Genomic DNA, 20,791 nt, shown 5'->3' with positions numbered 1-20,791 from the left:
ACGAAGGGGTACTACTCGGCGGCGAGGGCGGCCTCGGCGTCGAGGGTGACCGCGACGGCCTGGATCACCGAGGCGATCTTGAAGGCCTCCTGGACCGTCTCGCGGTCGACGCCGGCCTTGCGCAGGACCTGCTCGTGCGAGTCCAGGCACTGGCCGCAGCCGTTGATCGCCGATACGGCGAGCGACCACAGCTCGAAGTCGACCTTCTCCACGCCCGGGTTGCCGATGACGTTCATCCGCAGGCCCGCGCGCAGCGTGCCGTACTCCGGGTCGGAGAGCAGGTGGCGGGTGCGGTAGAAGACGTTGTTCATCGCCATGATCGCGGCCGCGGACTTGGCGGCCGTGTACGCCTCGGGCGACAGCGCCGCCTTCGCCTCCGGCTCCAGCTCGCGCAGGACGCGCGGGGAGCGGGCGGCGATCGCGCAGGACAGGACGGTGCCCCACAGCTGCTGCTGCGAGAGGGTGTCCTGGTTGCCGATGACCGAGCCGAGGTTCAGCTTCAGGTCCTTGGCGAAGTCCGGTATGGCGGACTTGAGGGAGTCGAGGGACATCCGTCACTCACCGGCCAGCAGCGCGCCGGCGTCCAGGGTGCCCTCGCCCTTGTTCCAGTTGCAGGGGCACAGCTCGTCGGTCTGCAGGGCGTCGAGGACCCGCAGGACCTCCTTCGGGTTACGGCCCACGGAACCGGCGGTCACCATCGTGAACTGGATCTCGTTGTTCTGGTCGACGATGAACACGGCGCGCTGCGCGAAGCCGTCCTCGCCCTGCACGCCACAGGCCTGCATGAGCTCGTGCTTGGAGTCGGCCAGCATCGGGAAGGGCAGGTCACGCAGGTCGGCGTGGTCCTTGCGCCAGGCGTGGTGGACGAACTCGGAGTCGCCGGAGACGCCGAGGATCTGGGCGTCGCGGTCCTGGAACTCCTCGTTCAGCTTGCCGAAGGCGGCGATCTCGGTCGGGCAGACGAAGGTGAAGTCCTTCGGCCAGAAGAACACCACGCGCCACTTGCCCTCGTAGGTCTTGTGGTCGATCTGGGCGAACTCGCTGCCGGCTTCGAGCGAGACGCAAGCGGTCAGATCGTAGGTGGGGAACTTGTCACCGACAGTGAGCACGTGCTCTCCTTGCGGGAAGGGAAAGTAGTCCCTTTTGGGGCTTTCCCTGAGGGGTTGGACGTGTCTCACATGCTGGCACAGGCAGCATTGATCGCGGAAATCGCAAAGGGTGGTCGTGCTGATCAGGCTTCCCTATCAATGTGTCGGTACGGACAAAGAGCGACGGAGGGTGATCTCCGGCGATCTTCAGGTGGCACCTACGTGCAGAACTCGCCCGAAGCCTTCGCGGCGCCCTCGTTGTAGCCGCGGATCCATTCGGGGTCGGGTGCCACGGCGGTCTCCGGCGGAGCGGTCTGGCAGGTGGCCTTGGTGGTGTCGTAGCCGAGCTTGTGGCCCTTGTCGTACTCGGGGGTGCCGGTCTGTCCGTCCGTCTTGTCGCCGCAGAACGACTTGGCGGCCAGCGCCGCGCCGTTGTCGCAGCCCTTCTGCCAGTTGGGGTCGATCTCGCCCAGGGTCTGCGGCGGCTTGGCGCTGCAGCTTCCCCGGATCGTCTGGAACCCCTTCTGGAAGCCCTTGGCGTACTGGGCCTTCGCGTCCGCACCCGTCCGTACCCGTGCCGGCGTCGACGGGGTCCTTCCCGCCCGTGCGCGTGACGCCCCCGACCGGGTAGTGGCCCTGGGGTACGGCGCCCTCGCGGACGCTGCCGTTGGTGACCTTGGCGGCAGGCTTGCTGCAGCCGTTGTCGCCCTTGACCGCGACGGTGTCCCCGGTGAAGCCGCTGCCGTTGATCGCCCAGGTGTTCGGCGGTGGGGCACAGCCGTTCGTGACGTGGCAGGTGCCGGCCGCGGGCGCCGCCGCCGCGGGGTGGGCCGGCACCGTCGGGCCCAGGACCAGCGGCGAGGCCGCCAGCGGGATGAGAGCGGCGATGCGAAGGAGCTTGTTCCTCATGGTTGCCTCCCGGGCGGAGGCCGTGACCGGGGCTTTCCTGCCCTACGTCCACTCTCACGCGGGGCGGGACGGCCCGCAGGGCAGGGATCGGAGGGCGGCCGCCGGAGCTAGTCTGGTGACGGGTGATCGGAGGTACCTGTCAGTGGCCGTCGGCAACAGGGGCGCCAAGCAGGCGACGCTCGCGCAGCTGCGCGCGTTCGCGGCCGTCGCCGAACACCTGCACTTCCGGGACGCCGCCGCGGCCATCGGGATGAGCCAGCCCGCGCTCTCGGGAGCCGTCTCCGCGCTGGAGGAGGCCCTCGGCGTCCAGCTGCTGGAGCGCACCACCCGCAAGGTGCTGCTCTCCCCGGCGGGCGAGCGGATCGCGGCCCGGGCCCGGGTGGTACTCGACGCCATGGGCGGTCTGCTGGAGGAGGCCGAGGCCGTACGGGCCCCCTTCACCGGGGTCCTGCGGCTCGGGGTGATCCCCACGGTGGCCCCGTACCTGCTGCCGACCGTGCTCGGTCTGTTCCACCGCCGCTACCCGCGGATGGACCTCCAGGTGCACGAGGAGCAGACCTCCTCCCTGCTGGAGGGGCTGGCCGGCGGGCGGCTCGACCTGCTGCTGCTCGCGGTGCCGCTCGGCGTCCCCGGTGTCACCGAACTGCCCGTCTTCGACGAGGACTTCGTCCTCCTCGCGCCGCGGGAGCACCCGCTCGCCGGACGCCGGGACATCCCGCGCGAGGAACTGCGCGGCCTGCAGCTGCTGTTGCTCGACGAGGGGCACTGCCTGCGCGACCAGGCCCTGGACATCTGCCGCGAGGCGGGGCGCCCCGACGGTGCGGCCGTCACCACGACCGCGGCCGGACTGTCCACCCTCGTACAGCTGGTCGCCGGGGGGCTGGGCGTGACGCTGCTGCCGCGCACCGCGCTGCGGCTGGAGACCGCCCGCAACGAGTACCTGGCCACCGGGTACTTCGCCGAGCCGGCTCCCTCGCGGCGGATCGCGCTGGCCATGCGGACGGGCACGGCCCGCCAGGAGGAGTTCCGGGCCATCGCGGGCGCCCTGCGCGAAGCCGTGCGCCCGCTCCCGGTGTGGCCGGCCGAATAGGGCGGGCCGGGTCGGGAACGGGCGTACGCGAGCTCGCCGTCGAGGGAGTCGAGGGCGCCGGTGGGCTCGTCCGCGAAGAGGACCCGCGGGCCGGTGACGAGGGCGCGGGCGACGGCGACGCGCTGGCCCTGGCCGCCGGAGACCTCGCCGGGGCGCCGAGGACTTCCGGCCTGCCGGACCGGCCGCTCTCCGGGACTTCGGTCCTGATCGGCTGGGGTGTGGGGTGTGGGGCCTGGGGTGCGGGTGTCAGGCCTGGCCTCAGGCGTGGGGCCCGAGGCGTGACGCCTCGGGCCCCACGCCTCGGTTCTCGGTCCAGACGCCTCAGGCCTCGGGCGGGACGCGGGGGCGGCCGCGCGGCGGGATCGGGGCGGCGCCGCCCGGGAGGCGGCCGGCCTCGGACAGGGCCCGCCGCAGCAGGAACTCGATCTGCGCGTTGGCGCTGCGCAGCTCCTCGCCGGCCCAGCGGGCGAGGGCGTCGTACACCTGCGGGTCGAGCCGCAGCAGTACCTGCTTGCGCGCCTGCCGCCCCGCCCGCGCGGGAGCCCGGTCCCGGCCCTCGCCCGTTCCGGGCTCCTGCGGCTCGCCGGCGGGGCTCACTGGTAGAGCGTGCCCGTGTTGACGACCGGCTGGGCGGCCCGGTCACCGCACAGGACCACCATCAGGTTCGACACCATGGCGGCCTTGCGCTCCGGGTCCAGGTCCACGATGTCCTGCTCCGCCAGTCGGGTCAGGGCCAGTTCGACCATGCCCACCGCCCCTTCCACGATCTGCTTGCGGGCCGCCACGACCGCGCCCGCCTGCTGTCGCTGCAGCATCGCGGAGGCGATCTCCGGAGCGTACGCGAGATGCGTGAAGCGGGACTCGATGATCCGGACGCCGGCCGCCTCCACCCGCGCGTGCAGTTCGAGCGCCAGCTTCTCGGTGATCTCCTCGGCGTTGCCGCGCAGCGAGAGTCCGCCCTCGTCGTGCGCGTCGTACGGGTACTCGATCGCGATGTGCCGGACCGCCGCCTCGGTCTGGGTCTCGACGAACTGCGTGAAGTCCTCCACCTCGAACGTCGCCCGCGCGGTGTCCTCCACCCGCCACACCACGACGGCCGCCAGCTCGATCGGGTTGCCGTACGCGTCGTTGACCTTCAGGACGGCCGTCTCGTGGTTGCGGACCCGGGTGGAGATCTTCTCCCGCGAGGTCAGCGGGTTGACCCAGCGCAGGCCGTCCGTGCGGACCGTCCCGCGGTAGCGGCCGAAGAGCTGGACCACGCGGGCCTCGCCCGGAGCCACCGTGTTCAGCCCGCCCATCGCGAAGGCCGAGGCGGCTATCAGGAGGACGCCGAGCACGATCAGGGACACGTGCGCCGCCGAGGCCTCGGCGGTGGCGCCGAGGGCGATCAGTCCGGCACCGGCCGCCACCCCCAACAGCCCCAGCAGCAAGGCCAGTCCACCACCCACGCTACGGGCCGTGAACTCCCGTACGTCGCCCCTGGTGGTCGCAGTATTCGTCATGATCTGCCCCCATTTGCTCGATCGCGGCCGGTCGGGCCGCTTAGCAAAGTGATATCACTTTTTGGGGCCGCCGCAACCCTACGGGCCCGCCGCGCGTCGGTTCCCTTGATGTGGGTGCTGATTCTCACGTCCGAATTGACCGGTATTGGCCAAGGTTGGCCAACCTTTGTCACAACCTGCGGTGTTAGCTTTCTGAGCTGACGTCGGGGGGGAAATCGAGCGGAGCGGGAGCGATGGGCCGAGCAGAAGCGCGTAAGGCGCAGCAGCGCAGTGCGCGACGGGCGCCGCGCGGGCGCGCCACCGGGAAGGGCCGAGCCGGCAAGCGGACCGGCATACGTCGCTTCTTCACATGGAAGAAGATCCTGGGGGCCTTCTTCGGGATCATCCTGCTCGGCATGGGCGCACTCGTCGCCCTCTACTTCTACGTGGACGAGCCGGACCCGAACGCCGACGCCATCAAGCAGAGCAACGTCTACAAGTACGCGGACGGCTCGATCATGGCGCGCGACGGCAAGATGAACCGCGAGATCGTGCCGCTCAGCCGGGTCCCCAAGGACGTCCAGACCGGCTTCATCGCGATCGAGAACAAGTCCTTCTACCAGGACCAGGGCGTCGACTTCCTCGGCATCGGCCGCGGCCTGTTCAACACGGTCACCGGCAAGGGCAAGGCCGGCGGATCGACGATCACCCAGCAGTACGTCAAGAACTTCTACCTGAACCAGGACCAGACCGCGACCCGCAAGCTCAAGGAGCTGGTGATCTCCCTCAAGGTCGACCAGCGCATGGAGAAGCCGGACATCCTCGCGGGCTACCTGAACACCAGTTACTTCGGGCGCGGCGCGTACGGCATCCAGGCCGCGGCCCAGGCCTACTACGGCGTCGACGTCGACAAGCTGACCCTGGAGCAGGGCGCGTACCTCGCGGCCGTCCTCCAGGCGCCCAGCGACTACGACCTGGCGACCGCGGGCCCGAACGGCACGCGCCTGGTCAAGATCCGCTTCAACGGCGTGCTCGACAACATGGTCGAGATGAAGGCGCTCGACCCGGAGAAGCGCAAGCAGCTCCAGCTTCCGATGCCGATCAAGCCCAAGGCCGCCCCCGGCATGGAGGGCCAGAAGGGCTACCTGAAGCAGGCCGCGGACGCGGAACTGCGGCGGCAGACCAACATGACCACCCAGGAGCTGCAGGCCGGCGGCTGGGAGATCACCCTCAACATCGACCCGAAGAAGCAGGCCGCGCTGGAGAAGGCCGTCCAGGACGAGCTGGAGTCCAAGCTCGACCGCAAGGACCGGCCCGTCGACGCGAGCGTGCAGGCCGGCGCCACCTCCGTGGACCCGAAGACCGGAGCGATCGTCGCGATGTACGGCGGCACCGGGCTCTCCGACCACTGGGCGAGCAACGCGCTGCGCCAGGACTTCCAGCCCGGCTCGACCTTCAAACCGGTCGTGCTCGCCTCCGCGCTGGAGAACAAGTCCACCACGCACGACGGCAAGCCGATCACGCCCAACGCGCTCTACGACGGCACCAGCAAGCGCCCGGTCGTCGGCAGCGACACCCCCTTCGCCCCGCAGAACCAGGACAACGCGAACTACGGCGACCCCCTCCTCACCGTCCAGGCGGCCACCAACTCCTCCGTGAACTCGGTGTACGCCCAGATGATCGTGGACGTGGGCCCGCCGGCGGTGAAGAAGACGGCGCTGGCGCTCGGCATGAAGGACCGCGACGGCTGGCCGGCCGACAAGCCCGCCATGTCGCTCGGCACGATGAGCGCCAACACCCTGGAGATGGCCGGCGTCTACGCCACCTTCGACAACCACGGCAAGAAGGTCACCCCGACGATCATCAAGGGCGCCAAGCACGCCGACCGCGCCTTCAAGCCGGTCGAGTCCGTGGGCGGCCAGGCCATCACCCGTGAGACCGCCGACACGGTCACCAAGGTGCTCACCGGCGTCGTCCAGGACGGTTCCGGCAAGGCCGTGAAGAGCTCCGCGTACGAGGCCGCCGGCAAGACCGGTACCACCGAGTCCAACGTGGCCGCGTGGTTCACCGCGTACACGCCGGAACTCGTCACCGTCGTCGCGATGTTCGGTGAAGAGCCCGGAACGGCCAAGCAGGTCACCCTGACCGGTACCGCGGGCGGTGGCCGAGCGGGTGGTTCCAGCTTCCCGGCCGAGATCTGGAAGGCGTACACGCTGGCCGCGCTCAAGGGCGTGGACACCGCGGAGTTCGACCTCTCCGAGGCGAAGATGGGCGCCTCGCAGGCGCCGAGCCGCAGCAGCTCCCCCTCTTCGTCGAGCTCCTCGTCCGCCGGCACGCCGTCGGCGCCCGTCTCGCCGTCGAAGACCGTGGACCCGACCAAGAGCGCGGACCCGACCAAGGGCACGCCGTCGGCGCCCGTCTCGCCGTCGAAGACCGTGGACCCGACCAAGAGCGCGGACCCGACCAAGAGCCCGCCGATCACGATCCCGTAGCGCCCGTCCGCGGCGCCCGTACGGGCCTGAACGCACCGCCGCCCCGCAGCGTCCACGCTGCGGGGCGGCGGTGTTCCGACGGGGTCAGCGACGGTCCGGCGCTCCCGGCAGCGGGAGTTCGAACCAGACGACCTTTCCGCTGCTCAGCCGGGTGGCGCCCCAGCGGCGGGCCATCCGGTTGACCAGGAACAGCCCGCGGCCGCCCTCGTCGGTCTCCCGGGCCCGGCGCTGGCGCGGCAGCTGCGGGGAGTCGTCGCCGACCTCGCAGCGCAGTACGTCCGTCCGCAGCAGGCGCAGGGTCACGGGCCGTTCGGCGTACCGCACGGCGTTGGTGACCACTTCGCTGACCAGCAGCTCCAGTGAGTCCTGGAGCTCCTCCAGGCCCCACCGGGTCAGCGCGCGGCGGGCGAACCGGCGGGCCCGGCCCGGAGCGGTCTCCTCCGGGTCCAGGAACCAGTACGCGACGTCGCTGGGCGCGATCCCGTCGAAGCGGGCCGCGAGCAGCGCGATGTCGTCGTCCCGGTCGCCCGGGCCGAGCATGTCGAGGACGTCGTCGCAGAGCGCCTCCAGCGGCGGCGGGTGGTCCAGGCCCGTCAGCTGCGCGGTGGTGGCCAGGCGCTCGCGGAGCTGCTCGATGCCGGTCCACACGTCGCGCAGCCGGGATTCGACCAGCCCGTCGGTGTACAGCAGCAGGGTGGCCCCGGCGGGCGCGTCCAGCTCCACCGCCTCGAAGTCCACGCCGCCGACGCCGATGGGGGCGCCGGGGGGTACGCGGAGCACCTCGGCCCGGCCGCCCAGGTGCAGGAGCACGGGCGGCGGGTGGCCGGCGTTGGCGATGGTGATCCGGTGCGAGACGGGGTCGTAGACCGCGTACAGGCAGGTGGCCATCCGGTCGGAGCCGAGGCGCTGCGCCTGCTCGTCCAGGTGGTGCAGGACCTCGGCGGGCGGCAGGTCCAGCTGCGCCAGCGTCTGGGCGGTGGTGCGGAGCTGGCCCATGATCGCGGCGGAGGTCATGGAGTGGCCCATCACGTCGCCGACGACGAGCGCGACCCGGCTGCCGGGCAGCGGTATCGCGTCGTACCAGTCGCCGCCGACCCGGGCCGTCTCGGCGGCGGGCAGGTACCGGGAGGCCAGCCGGACCCCGGTGGGCTGCGGAAGGCTGTCGGGCAGCATGGTGCGCTGCAACTCGTCGGCGATGTACGCCTCACGGCCGTACAGGACCGCCTTGTCGATGCCGAGCGCGGTGTGCGTGGCCAGCTGGGCGGCGACCAGGAGGTCGTTCTGCTCGAACGCGGGCCGCTCGGGGCTGCGCAGGAACACCGCCGAGCCGATGACGCGGCGGCGGCCGCGCAGCGGCGCGAGGATGGCCCGCTGGCCGCGCGGAATCGGGTGCTCCGAGCCGAGTAGCTCCGGCAGCGCGTCCTTGGCCCCGGCGGCGGACCCGAAGACGGGCCGTACGCCGCGCAGCACCTCGGCGAGGGCGCCGCCGGGGCGGATCTCGCAGAGCTCGGCCGCGGGCAGGTCACCCTGCGGGCCGACCAGCGGCAGCTGGCTGAAGTCGAGCTCGCCGGCGGCCCCCGCCGCCCCGGCGCCCTCGGTTCCCGCTCCTGCTCCCGCTCCCGCTCCCGTCAGATCGTCGATCGGCCGGAGCCGGTCGGTGCGGCGCAGCCTTAAAACGACCGGGCCGACGGGACGCTCGTCGCCCACGGGGAGGGGGTCGCGCAGGTAGACGAGGATGGCGTCCGAGAAGGTCGGCACGGTCGCCCGGCACAGGCCGAGGACGATCTCGTCGAGGTCGATGCCGCGGGCGATGCGCCGGGTCGCCGCCCCGACGAACCGCAGCCGGTCCCCTTCCCGCCGGGCCACCCCGTCGGGCCCCTGCGTCCCCGCGACGGCCGCGCCGTCCGGCGCGGCCGGGTCCGCGCCGCCCTGGCCCTCGTACACCCCGCCGACGGCCGCGTCCGCGCCGCCTTCGGCGCCCGGCTCGCCGCCGGGGGCTCCGCCCTCGCGGGGGCGGGATGCGTCCGGTATCACCGCCGGGCCGTCCGGGGCTCCGCCGCGGGCCTCGTGGGGCCGGCCGGTGGAGAGCTCGGCCGGGTCCTCGCCGTGGGCGGCGTTGCGTGCCGCCTCCCCGTCGCGCCGCCGGGAACCGCCCGCCGACCCGCCTGCCGAACCGCCCGCCGCCGCCGCGTCGCGTACGGCGCTGCGGGCCGCCTCGGCGTCACGGCCGCGGCGGCCGGAGGCGCCCGATGCCGCCGTGCCCCCGATGCCGCCGTGCCCCGTGCGCGGCCGCGCGCCGGGCGGGGCTTGCCGGCCTGGGGAGCGGCGGGTACGCCCTCGCCGCGCGGGCGTGGGACGTCCGAGCGGACGGGGTCGTCGCCGGGCACGGCCGAGCCGCGTACGGCCTCGGCGGCCGGGACGGGGGCCTTGCCGTGGCCCAGCTCGTCCGAACAGCCGCCGGAGGCGGCGGGCATGCCGGGGCCGCCCGGGGCCGGTGTCGCGGCGGCCGCGGCAGGCGGTGGGCCCTCCTGCGAGGTGGGGTACTCCGTCACGCGTGGAATTCCGTCCGTTTGCGCTCGATGTGCGCTGCACTCAACTCGGTCAGTCGCGGTATACCCGCTCAGCGGCGGGGACACCATCGCACCGCGGTTCCGCGTCCCGCTCGTTACCTCTCGCTCTGCTTTGACCTCCGGTCAAGTCCCGCGTACGGCACGACATTTACGCCTTCGGGGCTCAGCGCGCCTCCCGCGCGCGACCTGCGGAGGGAGATCTTACGGTTGAACCCCGGGGGCGCATCAAGGGTCTCATGAGGTCATATGCGCCGGAGTGCGGTCCCAGTCCTCGGGCAGGGCCGGAACTCCCCAGGCGGGATCCGGCCGCCAGCCCTGCCAGCCGTCGCGGAAAGGCGACCCCCAGGCCTTGATCACGTCCACCGCCGCCCGCCCCGCGACCTGCACCCGGCGGGCCTGTTCGGCGTCCATCAGACCGGCCCGCTGGGCCTGGGCGAACTCGTCCTCGTCGCGCCACTTCCACGTACGGTCGGGGTAGACGGAGATGTCCAGGAAGTGGTCCACGGAATCGACCCCGCCGGACCACCGGGCGCGCGGCTCCTCGAGGTTCACGTACCAGCTCTTGAACCGCCAGCCGTGGTCCCAGAACAGCCACACCGACCACGGGTCCCCGGGCCGGGCCAGCTTCAGCACGCCGGCCCCGAACCAGCGCGACCGTACGGTGGTGCGCGGCGCGGTGTACCGGGTGGCGAGCGGCTCCTCGTGCACGGAGGTGCCGTCGGCCAGCACCGGCTTGACGCACTCGGTGCCGGGGGCCATCCACACGGCCAGCAGTTCGGCGGTGTCCTGCACCACCGTCACCGGGCGGCAGATGTGGACCGCGCCCTTCAGGCCCGGGGCGTGGTCGCGGTAGCGCCAGAGGATCTGCTCACCCGGCCGCCAGCGGGTGCCCTGCGCGTCGCCGCCCCCGCGGCCTCCGGTACCTGTCATGCGCAGATCTTAGGGCGGGGGCCCCCGCGCCCGCTGCGGTGCAGGTCACGGAGGTGCGCGGGGACGGGAAACGACCGAATCCGGCCCCTGTCCGGAAACGTTTTCAGGGCCGGGTCATACGCAGGACGTCGAGGGCCTCGTCCAGCTGTTCCAGTGTCAGGTCGCCGCGGTCGACGTACCCGGACTCCAGCACGACCTCCCTGATCGTCTTCCGTTCGGCGAGGGCCCTCTTGGCGACCTTGGCCGCCTCCTCGTAGCCGATGTACCGGTTCAGCGGGGTCACCACGGAGGGGGAGGACTCGGCGAACTCCCTGGCCCGCGCCACGTTCGCGGTGATCCCGTCGACCGTGCGGTCGGCCAGCAGGCGGCTCGCGTTGCCCAGCAGCCGGATCGATTCCAGGAGGTTCTTGGCCATCACCGGGAGCATCACATTGAGCTCGAAATTGCCCGCCGCGCCCGCCACGGCGACGGTCGTGTCGTTCCCCGTCACCTGTGCGGCGACCATCAGTACGGCCTCCGGGACCACCGGATTGACCTTCCCGGGCATGATCGACGAGCCCGGCTGGAGGTCGGGCAGATTGATTTCGGCCAATCCCGTGCGCGGTCCCGAGGCCATCCAGCGCAGATCGTTGGAGACCTTGGTCAGGGAGACGGCGATCGTACGGAGCACTCCCGAGGTCTCCACCAGCGCGTCCCGCGCCCCCTGGGCCTCGAAGTGGTTGCGCGCCTCGGTCAGCGGCAGCCCGGTCGCGGCGGCGACCTCGGCGATCACGGCGGCGGAGAATCCGGGCGGAGTGTTGATCCCGGTGCCCACGGCGGTCCCGCCCAGCGGCAGTTCGGCCAGCCGGGGCAGGGCCGCGCGCAGCCGCTCGACGCCGTAACGCACCTGGGCGGCGTACCCGCCGAACTCCTGGCCCAGGGTCACCGGGGTGGCGTCCATCAGGTGGGTCCGGCCCGCCTTGACCACCTCGGCGAACTCGGCGGCCTTGCGTTCCAGGGCGGCGGCGAGGTGCTCCAGGGCCGGGATCAGCTCGCGGGTGACGGCGGCGGTCGCGGCGATGTGGATGGACGACGGGAACACGTCGTTGGAGCTCTGCGAGGCGTTGACGTGGTCGTTGGGGTGGACCTCGCGGCCGAGCCGCTCGCCGGCCAGGGTCGCGATGACCTCGTTGGTGTTCATGTTGGACGAAGTCCCGGACCCGGTCTGGAACACGTCGACCGGGAAGTGCTCGTCCCAGCGGCCCTCGGCCACCTCGGAGGCGGCGGACCGGATCGCGTCGGCGGTGTCCTGGTCCACCACCCCCAGCTTCGCGTTCACCGCGGCGGCCGCGGCCTTGACGAGGGCGAGCGCCTCGATGTGGGCGCGCTCCAGACGCTGCCCGGAGAGGGGGAAGTTCTCCACCGCGCGCTGGGTCTGGGCCCGCCACTTGGCGTGCGCGGGCACCCGCACCTCGCCCATCGAGTCGTGCTCGACGCGGTACCCGCCCGCCGGCCCCGGGGACTGCTGATCTTTCGTCATCTTGATTGCCTCCTCAAAAAGTTGAGCAATTGTCTTGTTCGAAGTGTTCCCAAGTCCCCTACCGGCCAGTAAATACCGTGGGTAACACCGACAGGGGAGACGTTCATGACACGTGTAGGTACGAGACCCGCGCTCAGATCTACCTTTGCCGCCGCCGCGGCGATCGCGGCCGCCCTCGGGGGCGTCACCGCCATCACCCCCATGGCCCAGGCGGCGAGCGCCCCCGCGGCGGCAGCCACCCCGCTCTCGCCCGAACTGGAGGCCGTCCGCGCGGCGGAGGCCGTCAAGATCTACGGTGACGCGGCGATCCGCCCGATGAACGAGCGCAAGACCGGCTTGATCTCGCTCGGAGACAGCGAGATTTCGGGCGAGGGCGTGGGCAACTACGACCCGGCGACCAACACCCCGAACAACCAGTGCCACCGCTCGCCGGACTCCGCGATCCACCGCACCGGCATCCCGGCCGACCTGACCTTCAACGTCGCGTGCTCCGGCGGCTACACCGGCAACATCCGGATCGGCGGCAGCAAGCAGTACGCCGACGAGCTGGTGCAGAGCGACAGCCTGGCCGTCAAGGCGCGCAATACGAAGATCAAGATGGTGCTGCTCGTCGCCGGCGCCAACGACGACCTGCAGTTCGGCCCGGTCATGACCGACTGCGTGACCCGCTGGGTGCTCAGCCAGGGCACCTGCGAGCCCAAGTACGGGCCGGGCTGGCAGGCGCGCGTGGACGGCCTGAAGCCCAAGGTCGAGGCGACGGTCGCCGACCTCAAGACGGTCATGCGCGACGCGGGCTACGCGGACTCCGACTACAAGCTCGTCGTGATGGGCTACCCGAGCCCCATCGGCCCCGACTTCTACGACAACCCGAACTTCCCGGGCAAGCTCCCCGGAGGCTGCGCCGGCTACGACTCCGACGCCGCCTGGGGCCGCAACTACGCGGTGCCCACCTTCGAGAAGGGCATGCGCGCGGCGGCGCTGGCCTCGGGGGCCACGTACCTGGACAACTCGCGGCTCTTCCAGGGCCACGAGGTGTGCATGGAGGACACCTGGGCCCGCGGGCTCTACCTGGACCTCGGGGACCACTTCCCGTGGGACGAGAACACCGCCCGCCAGTCCTTCCACCCCAACTACCGGGGCCACGGCGCGTTCGCGTCCTGCCTGACCCAGCTCTACGACTCCGGCCTGCGCGAGGCCTCCTGCGCCGACCCGGCGAGCACCGGAACCCCCGTCCTGCAGGCCGGGTCCTGGGACGCCCTCTACGCGCCGCTGAAGAACGAGGCGACCGGCAACTGCCTCGACGCCAACGGCGGCTCCAGCGCCAACGAGACCAAGGTCATCGGCTGGGACTGCCACGGCGGCCGCAACCAGGGCTGGTGGTACGACACCACCAGGAAGTCCGTCCACGTCGAGCTCACCCACGACCGCTGTCTGGACGCCCCGGGTGCCAACTACGGCGCGGGCACCGGCCTGATCATCTGGAACTGCCACGGCGGCGCGAACCAGCAGTGGGTCCGCGACGGCGCCACCCTGCGCCCCGCGGCCGCCCCGGGCATGTGCCTGACCGTGGCCGCCGCCCACGACCAACTGCGCCTGCAGACCTGCAACGGCGCGGCGGCGCAGCGCTTCGCGTAACCCCCCGCACCCGGCCGGCACGGCCGGCCGGGTGTTCCCGTCCGGGCTCACCGGCTGCCGGCTACCGGCCGCGCAGGTACTCCCGCACCTCACGCGGCCGGTTGGTGATCAATGTGTCCACACCCAGCCGCAGGCACAGCTCGACGTCCTCCGGCTCGTCGACCGTCCAGACGCGCACGCGCAGCCCCTTGGCCTTGAGCCGCGCCACCAGCCCCGGGTCCTTGCGCAGCAGGTCGATGCCGGGACCGGCGTGCCCGGCGAAGGGCGGCCTCGGCGGCCGCACCGCCCGCTCGATCAGGTACACGGCGGGCAGCCCGGGGGCCAGCCGGTTCAGCCGGACCAGGGCGTTGCGGGAGAAGCTCATCACCTCGACGCGGCCGTCGGAGCCGTCGGCGAGCCCGTGCTCCCTGAGGACCCGTACGAGCTCGGTCTCCAGGCGGCCGCCGGCGCGGGTGGGGTGCTTGGTCTCGACGGCCAGCCCGACGGGCCGGTCGGCGGCCAGCGCCTCCTTGAGCAGGTCCTCGAAGAGCAGCACCTGCGCCCCGCGGTGCGCCTCGCCCTTCCAGCCGCCGAAGTCGAGGCCGGCCAGCTCCTCGTACGTCATGGCGGAGACGATCCCGCGCCCGTCGGAGGTCCGCTCCACCCGCCGGTCGTGCACGCACACGAGCCGCCCGTCGGCACTCAGCCGTACGTCGCACTCCAGCGCGTCGGCGCCGTCGTCGATGGCCTGCCGATAGGCGGCGAGGGTGTGCTCGGGGTGCTCGTGCGAGGCCCCGCGATGGGCGATGACCCGCACATCGCGGGCGGTGGCGAGTGAACTCATGCCCCAGACGTTATCCGCATGCGGCAACCACCCCGGTGCAGCATGCTGCCCGCATGGCCGAACACCTGGTGACTCACTCCTGCGAGCCGTGCTCGTCCTGCCAGGACGAGTCCTGGCAGCGCATCGCCGACGGCCGCCTGCGCTGGGAGTGGCAGCACTACTGCCCGGTGTCCAGGACGCAGGCGTGCGAGGGCGGCTGGGGACCGGCTCCGGAATACGTCCGCGAGGAGATCGTGGCCCGCGAGGGGACGGTGCGCCTGGAGGTCGGCGGCCCGCACGGCATTCCCCTTAAGCCCCTCCGCGAGCTGATGGCCCTCTCGCTCCCGGAGCTCGTCCACGCCCGCACGCACGGCTTCGAGGCCACCCCGGTCGAGGCGGCCCTGCTGCGCGGCACGCTCGGGTGAGAGTGCTCCGGCGTTCCGGCGCACGCGCCCCCACGCCGACTCCGGGTGGGCCGGTGCGCCGGAGCGGCGAGAGCCCCTGGCGGGGCCAGGGGCTCTCCTCCGGGGGCGGGTGCGGTTACGCCAGGCCCGGGCCGCGGACCGGGATGTGGGTGAAGGTGGGGGCCGGGGCCGGGTTCTGGAAGAAGTCGTTGCCCTTGTCGTCCACGACGATGAACGCCGGGAAGTCCTCGACCTCGATCTTCCAGACCGCCTCCATGCCGAGCTCCTCGTACTCCAGGACCTCGACCTTCTTGATGCAGTCCTGCGCCAGGCGCGCCGCCGGGCCGCCGATCGAGCCGAGGTAGAAGCCGCCGTGCGTGCCGCACGCGTCCGTCACCTGCTGCGAGCGGTTGCCCTTGGCCAGCATGACCTTCGAGCCGCCCGCCGCCTGGAACTGCTCGACGTACGAGTCCATGCGGCCGGCCGTGGTCGGGCCGAAGGAGCCCGAGGCGTAGCCCTCGGGGGTCTTCGCCGGGCCGGCGTAGTAGACCGGGTGGTCCTTCAGGTACTGCGGCATCCCGGCACCCGAGTCCAGCAGCTCCTTGATCTTGGCGTGCGCGATGTCGCGCGCCACCACCAGCGGGCCCGTCAGCGAGAGGCGGGTCTTCACCGGGTGCTTGGTCAGCTCCGCGAGGATGTCGTCCATCGGCTGGTTCAGGTCGATCTCGACCACGTCCGCCGACGCGTCCAGGTGCTCGTCCGTCGTCTCCGGGAGGAAGCGGGCCGGGTCGCGCTCCAGCTGCTCCAGGAAGACGCCCTCCGCGGTGATCTTCGCGGTGGCCTGGCGGTCCGCCGAGCACGAGACCGCGATGGCCACCGGCAGCGAGGCGCCGTGGCGCGGCAGGCGGACGACGCGCACGTCGTGGCAGAAGTACTTGCCGCCGAACTGCGCGCCGATGCCGATCTTCTGGGTCAGCTCGAAGACCTGCTGCTCCAGGTCGAGGTCCCGGAAGCCGTGGCCCAGCGGGGAACCCTCGGTGGGCAGCTCGTCCAGGTAGTGGGCCGAGGCGTACTTCGCCGTCTTGAGCGCGTGCTCCGCCGACGTGCCGCCGACCACGATCGCGAGGTGGTACGGCGGGCAGGCCGCGGTGCCCAGCGAACGGATCTTCTCCTCCAGGAACTTCATCATGGAGGCCTCGTTGAGGACCGCCTTCGTCTCCTGGTAGAGGAAGGACTTGTTGGCCGAGCCGCCGCCCTTGGCCATGAAGAGGAACTTGTACGCGCCGCCGTCGGCCGCGTACAGCTCGATCTGCGCGGGCAGGTTCGAGCCGGTGTTCTTCTCCTCCCACATGGTGAGCGGGGCCATCTGCGAGTAGCGCAGGTTCAGGCGCGTGTACGCGTCGTAGATGCCGCGCGACAGCGCCGCCTCGTCCCCGCCCTCCGTCAGCACGTTCTGGCCGCGCTTGCCCATCACGATCGCCGTGCCCGTGTCCTGGCACATCGGCAGGACGCCGGCCGCCGCGATGTTCGCGTTCTTCAGGAGGTCGAGCGCGACGAACTTGTCGTTCGACGAGGCCTCCGGGTCGTCGATGATCCGGCGCAGCTGCGCGAGGTGCGCGGGGCGCAGGAAGTGCTGGATGTCATGGATGGCCTCTTCGGCGAGCTTGCGCAGCGCCTCGGGCTCGACCTTGAGGAACGTACGGCCGTCGGCCTCGAACGTCGAGACGCCCTCCGAGGTCACCAGCCGGTAGGGGGTGGTGTCCTCGCCCAGGGGCAGCAGGTCGGTGTACGCAAACTCTGGCATGACGGCAGTCATTCCTCACTCGGCAGACGGCGCTGGCGACCATTTGGCAGCGCGGCTATCCAGCGTATGACCTCCGTACCGGGGTTCGTCTGTGAGGTAAGGCTCACTGTCAACTGCCGACGACTATCGCGATCTATCGCGTATCGCTATGCTGGCTGACGTGGACCTGGAAAAGAAGCCTGCCGCGCCCGCCGACCTGCGGGCCTCCGATGCCGACCGCGACCGGATCGCGCACATCCTGGCCGACGCCCTCGCCGAGGGCCGGCTGACCGCAGACGAGCACTCCGAGCGGCTGGATTCGCTGTACGCCGTGAAGACCGTCGGGGAGCTGGAGGTCCTCGTACGGGACCTCCCGGCGCCCGGCGGTCCCGCGGCGGCGCCCGTGTACGGGCAGTACGCGGCCCCGGCCCCGCCGGCGGCCGCCGACGGCCGGGCCGCGGTCTCGGAGGCCGTGGTCGCCGTGTGCAGCAGCTCCACCCGCAAGGGCCGCTGGCGCCCCGGCGCGCACACCCGCGTGGTGGCGGTCCTCGGCGACGTCACCATCGACCTCACCGAGGCCGTCTTCGAGCAGCAGGTCACCGAGATCGACGTGACGAGCGTGCTGGGGAACGTCGAGATCACCGTCCCGGAGAACGTGACCCTGCGCGGCTACGGCAGCGGGGTCCTGGGAAACTTCGAGGTGCACGGGGAGGGCCGCGCCGACACCACCGACCCGAGCGCGCCGGTCGTGATCATCCGCGGTTTCGCCCTGCTGGGCAACATCGAGGCCCGCCCGAAGCTCGGCGCCCGCCTCGTGGACCTGGCCCTCAAGCTGCGCAAGCGCCTCCAGGGATAACCCGGCCCCGGCACCCGCTCCCGGCCCCGGTCACGGCACCCGCTCCCGACCACGGCCCCGCTCCCGGATCCCGGCCCGCATTCGAGTCAACTGGCCGGGATTTCAGCTGACTTGGCCGAAGTCCGTCCTAGGATCGGCCCCATGACCGCATCCAAGTGGGACTTGCTCGACGCCGCGCACGCGGCGCTGCGCTCCGTCGTCGACGCAGTGCCCTCCGACGGCTGGGACCGCCCGACGCCGTGCGAACGGTGGAACGTCAGCCAAGTGCTGCAGCACGCGGCCGGCGACCAGCTCGGCTACGCCGCCCGCCTCACCGGCGGCCTCGGCCCGGCCGAGGACCCCTTCGCGCCCTCCGGTGTCCTGGCCGCCGCCCCCGCGCAGCTGCTGGCGCCGGCCCTCGACGCCGCCGCGGAGGCCTTCGCCGGTGTCGCGCCGGGTACGGCGGAGGTCGCCGTACCGCTGCCCCCGTTCACCGTCCCCGCCGAGATCGCGGTCGGCGCGGCCGCCCTCGACGCCGCCGTCCACGCCTGGGACATCGCCGTCGCCACCGGCCTGCCCTCCCCGCTGACCCCGGCCCTCGCCGCGGCCCTGCGCCCGGCGGCGGAGGCCCTCGCGGAGCCCCTGCGCGGGTTCGCGTACGGCCCGGCGCTGCTGCCGGCGCCCGACGCCGCCGCCGACCCGGTCGCCGCGCTGCTCGCGTACCTCGGCCGCCGGCCCGACTGGGCGCCGCCGGACGCGCGCCGCGGCGCCCGTCAGGAGTGAGCCCGGCCGCCGCGCGCGGGCGTGCGCGGGCGTGCGAAGACGTGCTCCGGCGTCGCGTTTCGGTCGAAGTTCGACGGGGCGGCGCCCTTGCTCCACGCAGTGCATAGGGGCGCGCACAGCGGGTAGGGACAGGTGCATCGTCTCTCGCTTGCGTATACGTCGTCAGGAGTAGGCCGTGCCGCATCCGCCGCATCAGTCCCTGCAGGTAGCCGCCGTACCGAGCCTTCAAGCCCGTCCGGCCGCCGTACCGAAGCCGCGGGTGCCGGCGAGGGAAGATGACGGCCCATGGCACGCGGAGGCGGTGTGCCGCCGGGACGAGGCGGGGCTGTTCTTCGCCCCCTCCAAGGAGCCGACGGCGGCCCGGCTCTCCCGCGAGGAGGCCGCGAAGCGCGTCTGCGCGCGCTGTCCGGTGATGGTGGCGTGCCGCGAGCACGCCCTGCTCCAGCCCGAACCGTACGGGGTGTGGGGCGGGCTCACCGCCGCCGAGCGACGCGTGGTGCTGGCCCGCCGCAGGCGCCGCGCGGCGGAGCTGCGCCAGGCGCCGGGAGCCGGTCCGATAGCCGCCGCGGGCTGAGTCCCGTACGCGGGCAAGCGAGAGGGGCGCAACCGCCGCACGCGGTTGCGCCCCTCTCGCCGTCCCGGCAGCCCGCTGCCCTGTTCGCGGGCTCCTACTGGGCGCGGTCGAAGTCGATCGCGCTGTACGCGCGCAGCTTCGACAGGCGGTGCGTCGAGTCGATCTGCCGGATCGTGCCCGACTTCGAGCGCATGACCAGCGAGGACGTGGTCGCGGTCTCCGAGCGGTAGTGGACGCCGCGCAGCAGCTCGCCGTCCGTGATGCCGGTGGCGACGAAGAACACGTTGTCGCCGGAGACCAGGTCGTTCGTGTGCAGGACGCGGTCCAGGTCGTGGCCGGCGTCGATGGCCTTCTGGCGCTCGGCCTCGTCCTTGGGCCACAGCTTGCCCTGGATGGTGCCGCCGAGGCACTTGATGGCGCAGGCCGAGATGATGCCCTCGGGGGTGCCGCCGATGCCGAGGAGCAGGTCCACGCCGGTGCCCTCGCGCACCGCCATGACCGAGCCCGCGACGTCGCCGTCCGAGATGAACTTGATCCGGGCACCGGTCTCGCGGATCTCCTTGACGATGCCCTCGTGGCGCGGGCGGTCCAGGATGATCACGGTGACGTCTTCCACGGCCATGTTCTTGGCCTTGGCGACGCGGCGGATGTTGACGGAGACCGGGGCGTTGATGTCGACGAAGTCGGCGGCCTCGGGGCCGGTGACCAGCTTCTCCATGTAGAAGACCGCGGACGGGTCGAACATGGTGCCGCGGTCGGCGGCGGCCAGGACGGCGATGGCGTTCGGCATGCCCTTGGCGTTCAGAGTGGTGCCGTCGATCGGGTCGACCGCGATGTCGACCTCGGCGCCGGTGCCGTCGCCGACCCGCTCGCCGTTGAACAGCATCGGGGCTTCGTCCTTCTCGCCCTCGCCGATGACGACGACGCCGTTCATCGAGACGGTGGAGATCAGGGTCCGCATCGCGTTGACCGCGGCGCCGTCGGCGCCGAGCTTGTCGCCGCGCCCGACCCACCGGCCCGCGGCCATGGCGGCGGCCTCGGTCACCCGGACGAGTTCCAGGGCGAGGTTGCGGTCGGGGGCCTCCGGAGAGACTTCGAGCTGGGGCGGCAGGTTGTGCTCGGTCATCGGAGCGCACCTTTCTGTACGGCGACGGCCGGGAAGTGAGGGTGCTGGAACTCTATCGGTACGTCGACAAATTGAGCAGGCCGGGTCACGTATGAGCGGTATATCGGTCACGCGGTTGGCGTGAGCGGGCGTCTTGCGGAGCGCACGCGGACCCGGGGGGCCGCCGCGCCCCACCCCGGCGGAGATCACTCCCGGTCATGGGGGACGATGGTGGCGTGGCAGGTATGAAGGGCAAGCAGACGGTCTGGGACATGGTCCGGTCGCTGGCGGTGATCGGCATCGTCGTAGCGGGGATCTACATCTTCGTCCCACATGACGAGAAGGCCGATCCGACACACGTGGTCGACTACCGGGTGGAGACGATCACCGCGCGCCGCGCCGCGCCGTATCCGGTGGCCGCGCCCGCGGGACTCCCGAAGGAGTGGCGCGCGACCTCGGTCAGGTACGACCGCAAGGCCGCGAACGCCTGGCACCTGGGCTTCCTGGACCCGAAGGACCAGTACGTCGCGATCGAGCAGTCCAGTGACGCCTCGGCCAAGCACCTGGCCGGCATCACCCAGCAGGCGAAGGCCACCGGGCAGACGCAGCAGATCGGCGACCTGGTCTGGGAGCGCTGGGAGGGCGAGAAGTACGACGCCCTCGTCCGGCAGGAGCAGGGGTACGCCACGGTCGTGACCGGCACCGCCTCCTTCGAGGACCTGGGCGCGATGGCGGCGGCGCTGGAGTTCAAGCAGGACCCCAAGCAGGGTGCCCAGCAGTGACCCGGCGGT

Annotated in this window: 18 protein-coding genes and 2 pseudogenes; 8 read left to right on the top strand and 12 right to left on the bottom strand. The window is 72.0% G+C overall.

Features of this window, described 5'->3' with window-relative positions; genetic code table 11:
- Window positions 1-11: 11 nt before the first annotated feature.
- From K7B10_RS16150 to K7B10_RS16140, 3 genes are all read right to left on the bottom strand, one after another.
- The gene (locus tag K7B10_RS16150) at window positions 12-551 is read right to left on the bottom strand and encodes an alkyl hydroperoxide reductase (RefSeq protein WP_229336708.1); all 540 of its coding nucleotides are present in this window, start codon (window positions 549-551) and stop codon (window positions 12-14) included.
- Window positions 552-554: 3 nt separating this feature from the next.
- Complete coding sequence (locus K7B10_RS16145) at window positions 555-1,109, bottom strand: peroxiredoxin (RefSeq protein ID WP_030159560.1); 555 nt, start codon at window positions 1,107-1,109, stop codon at window positions 555-557.
- A 197-nt stretch (window positions 1,110-1,306) separates the two neighbouring features.
- Window positions 1,307-1,864, bottom strand: coding sequence for a hypothetical protein (locus K7B10_RS16140; RefSeq protein ID WP_229336707.1), 558 nt, complete (start codon window positions 1,862-1,864; stop codon window positions 1,307-1,309).
- 269 nt (window positions 1,865-2,133) lie between these two features.
- Here K7B10_RS16140 and K7B10_RS16135 point away from each other — a divergent pair.
- Window positions 2,134-3,084, top strand: a pseudogene (locus tag K7B10_RS16135) (hydrogen peroxide-inducible genes activator); the annotation flags it as partial.
- Between the two features lie 35 nt (window positions 3,085-3,119).
- On the opposite strand, the pseudogene K7B10_RS16130 reads toward K7B10_RS16135, so the two are convergent.
- From K7B10_RS16130 to K7B10_RS16120, 3 genes and pseudogenes are all read right to left on the bottom strand, one after another.
- Window positions 3,120-3,245, bottom strand: a pseudogene (locus K7B10_RS16130) (ATP-binding cassette domain-containing protein); the annotation flags it as partial.
- 163 nt (window positions 3,246-3,408) lie between these two features.
- Window positions 3,409-3,684, bottom strand: coding sequence for a type II toxin-antitoxin system antitoxin (locus tag K7B10_RS16125; protein WP_229336706.1), 276 nt, complete (start codon window positions 3,682-3,684; stop codon window positions 3,409-3,411).
- A complete protein-coding gene (locus K7B10_RS16120; protein ID WP_229336705.1) occupies window positions 3,681-4,589 on the bottom strand; it encodes an SPFH domain-containing protein in 909 nt (302 codons plus the stop codon). Before K7B10_RS16120 ends, K7B10_RS16125 begins: the two co-directional genes overlap by 4 nt.
- Window positions 4,590-4,822: 233 nt before the next feature.
- On the opposite strand from K7B10_RS16120, the gene K7B10_RS16115 reads away from it, so the two are divergent.
- Complete coding sequence (locus tag K7B10_RS16115) at window positions 4,823-7,060, top strand: transglycosylase domain-containing protein (RefSeq protein ID WP_229336704.1); 2,238 nt, start codon at window positions 4,823-4,825, stop codon at window positions 7,058-7,060.
- Window positions 7,061-7,144: 84 nt separating this feature from the next.
- On the opposite strand, the gene K7B10_RS16110 is transcribed toward K7B10_RS16115, so the two are convergent.
- The 3 genes from K7B10_RS16110 to K7B10_RS16100 form a co-directional block, all read right to left on the bottom strand.
- Window positions 7,145-9,004 carry a SpoIIE family protein phosphatase gene (locus K7B10_RS16110; protein ID WP_372481553.1) on the bottom strand — a complete coding sequence of 620 codons (1,860 nt, stop codon included), beginning with the start codon at window positions 9,002-9,004 and terminating at the stop codon, window positions 7,145-7,147.
- An 860-nt stretch (window positions 9,005-9,864) separates the two neighbouring features.
- Window positions 9,865-10,560: a cytidylyl-2-hydroxypropylphosphonate hydrolase gene (gene fomD / locus K7B10_RS16105; protein ID WP_229336702.1), complete on the bottom strand. Its 696-nt coding sequence runs from the start codon at window positions 10,558-10,560 to the stop codon at window positions 9,865-9,867.
- Between the two features lie 103 nt (window positions 10,561-10,663).
- Window positions 10,664-12,079: a class II fumarate hydratase gene (locus K7B10_RS16100; protein ID WP_229336701.1), complete on the bottom strand. Its 1,416-nt coding sequence runs from the start codon at window positions 12,077-12,079 to the stop codon at window positions 10,664-10,666.
- Window positions 12,080-12,184: 105 nt separating this feature from the next.
- Between K7B10_RS16100 and K7B10_RS16095 the strand changes: the two genes are divergently transcribed.
- Window positions 12,185-13,714: a ricin-type beta-trefoil lectin domain protein gene (locus K7B10_RS16095; protein WP_229336700.1), complete on the top strand. Its 1,530-nt coding sequence runs from the start codon at window positions 12,185-12,187 to the stop codon at window positions 13,712-13,714.
- A 61-nt stretch (window positions 13,715-13,775) separates the two neighbouring features.
- Here the strand turns inward: K7B10_RS16095 and K7B10_RS16090 are convergent, their stop codons facing one another.
- Complete coding sequence (locus tag K7B10_RS16090) at window positions 13,776-14,537, bottom strand: glycerophosphodiester phosphodiesterase (protein ID WP_229336699.1); 762 nt, start codon at window positions 14,535-14,537, stop codon at window positions 13,776-13,778.
- A gap of 53 nt (window positions 14,538-14,590) precedes the next feature.
- Between K7B10_RS16090 and K7B10_RS16085 the strand changes: the two genes are divergently transcribed.
- Window positions 14,591-14,941, top strand: a complete 351-nt coding sequence (locus tag K7B10_RS16085; protein WP_229336698.1) for a hypothetical protein — start codon at window positions 14,591-14,593, stop codon at window positions 14,939-14,941.
- A gap of 115 nt (window positions 14,942-15,056) precedes the next feature.
- Here the strand turns inward: K7B10_RS16085 and K7B10_RS16080 are convergent, their stop codons facing one another.
- Entirely contained in the window at window positions 15,057-16,724 is a 1,668-nt protein-coding gene (locus K7B10_RS16080) for a fumarate hydratase (protein ID WP_229336697.1), read from the bottom strand.
- 160 nt (window positions 16,725-16,884) lie between these two features.
- Here K7B10_RS16080 and K7B10_RS16075 point away from each other — a divergent pair, with 160 nt between their 5' ends.
- The 3 genes from K7B10_RS16075 (at window position 16,885) to K7B10_RS16065 (ending at window position 18,895) form a co-directional block, all read left to right on the top strand.
- Window positions 16,885-17,559 (top strand): DUF1707 SHOCT-like domain-containing protein, encoded by a 675-nt coding sequence (locus tag K7B10_RS16075; RefSeq protein WP_372481421.1) that lies wholly within the window; start codon window positions 16,885-16,887, stop codon window positions 17,557-17,559.
- A 141-nt stretch (window positions 17,560-17,700) separates the two neighbouring features.
- The gene (locus tag K7B10_RS16070) at window positions 17,701-18,321 is read left to right on the top strand and encodes a TIGR03086 family metal-binding protein (protein ID WP_229336695.1); all 621 of its coding nucleotides are present in this window, start codon (window positions 17,701-17,703) and stop codon (window positions 18,319-18,321) included.
- 175 nt (window positions 18,322-18,496) lie between these two features.
- A complete protein-coding gene (locus K7B10_RS16065) occupies window positions 18,497-18,895 on the top strand; it encodes a WhiB family transcriptional regulator (RefSeq protein ID WP_078622249.1) in 399 nt (132 codons plus the stop codon).
- A gap of 94 nt (window positions 18,896-18,989) precedes the next feature.
- Here the strand turns inward: K7B10_RS16065 and glpX are convergent, their stop codons facing one another.
- Window positions 18,990-20,021, bottom strand: coding sequence for a class II fructose-bisphosphatase (glpX, locus tag K7B10_RS16060; RefSeq protein ID WP_030159594.1), 1,032 nt, complete (start codon window positions 20,019-20,021; stop codon window positions 18,990-18,992).
- 224 nt (window positions 20,022-20,245) lie between these two features.
- On the opposite strand from glpX, the gene K7B10_RS16055 reads away from it, so the two are divergent.
- Entirely contained in the window at window positions 20,246-20,782 is a 537-nt protein-coding gene (locus K7B10_RS16055) for a DUF4245 domain-containing protein (RefSeq protein WP_229345116.1), read from the top strand.
- Window positions 20,783-20,791: the final 9 nt, after the last annotated feature.

The organism is Streptomyces flavotricini (assembly GCF_020639365.1).
Classification (GTDB): domain Bacteria; phylum Actinomycetota; class Actinomycetes; order Streptomycetales; family Streptomycetaceae; genus Streptomyces; species Streptomyces flavotricini.
Note: the sequence above shows the minus strand (reverse complement) of the source record. Positions and strands in the feature narration are given on the sequence as shown.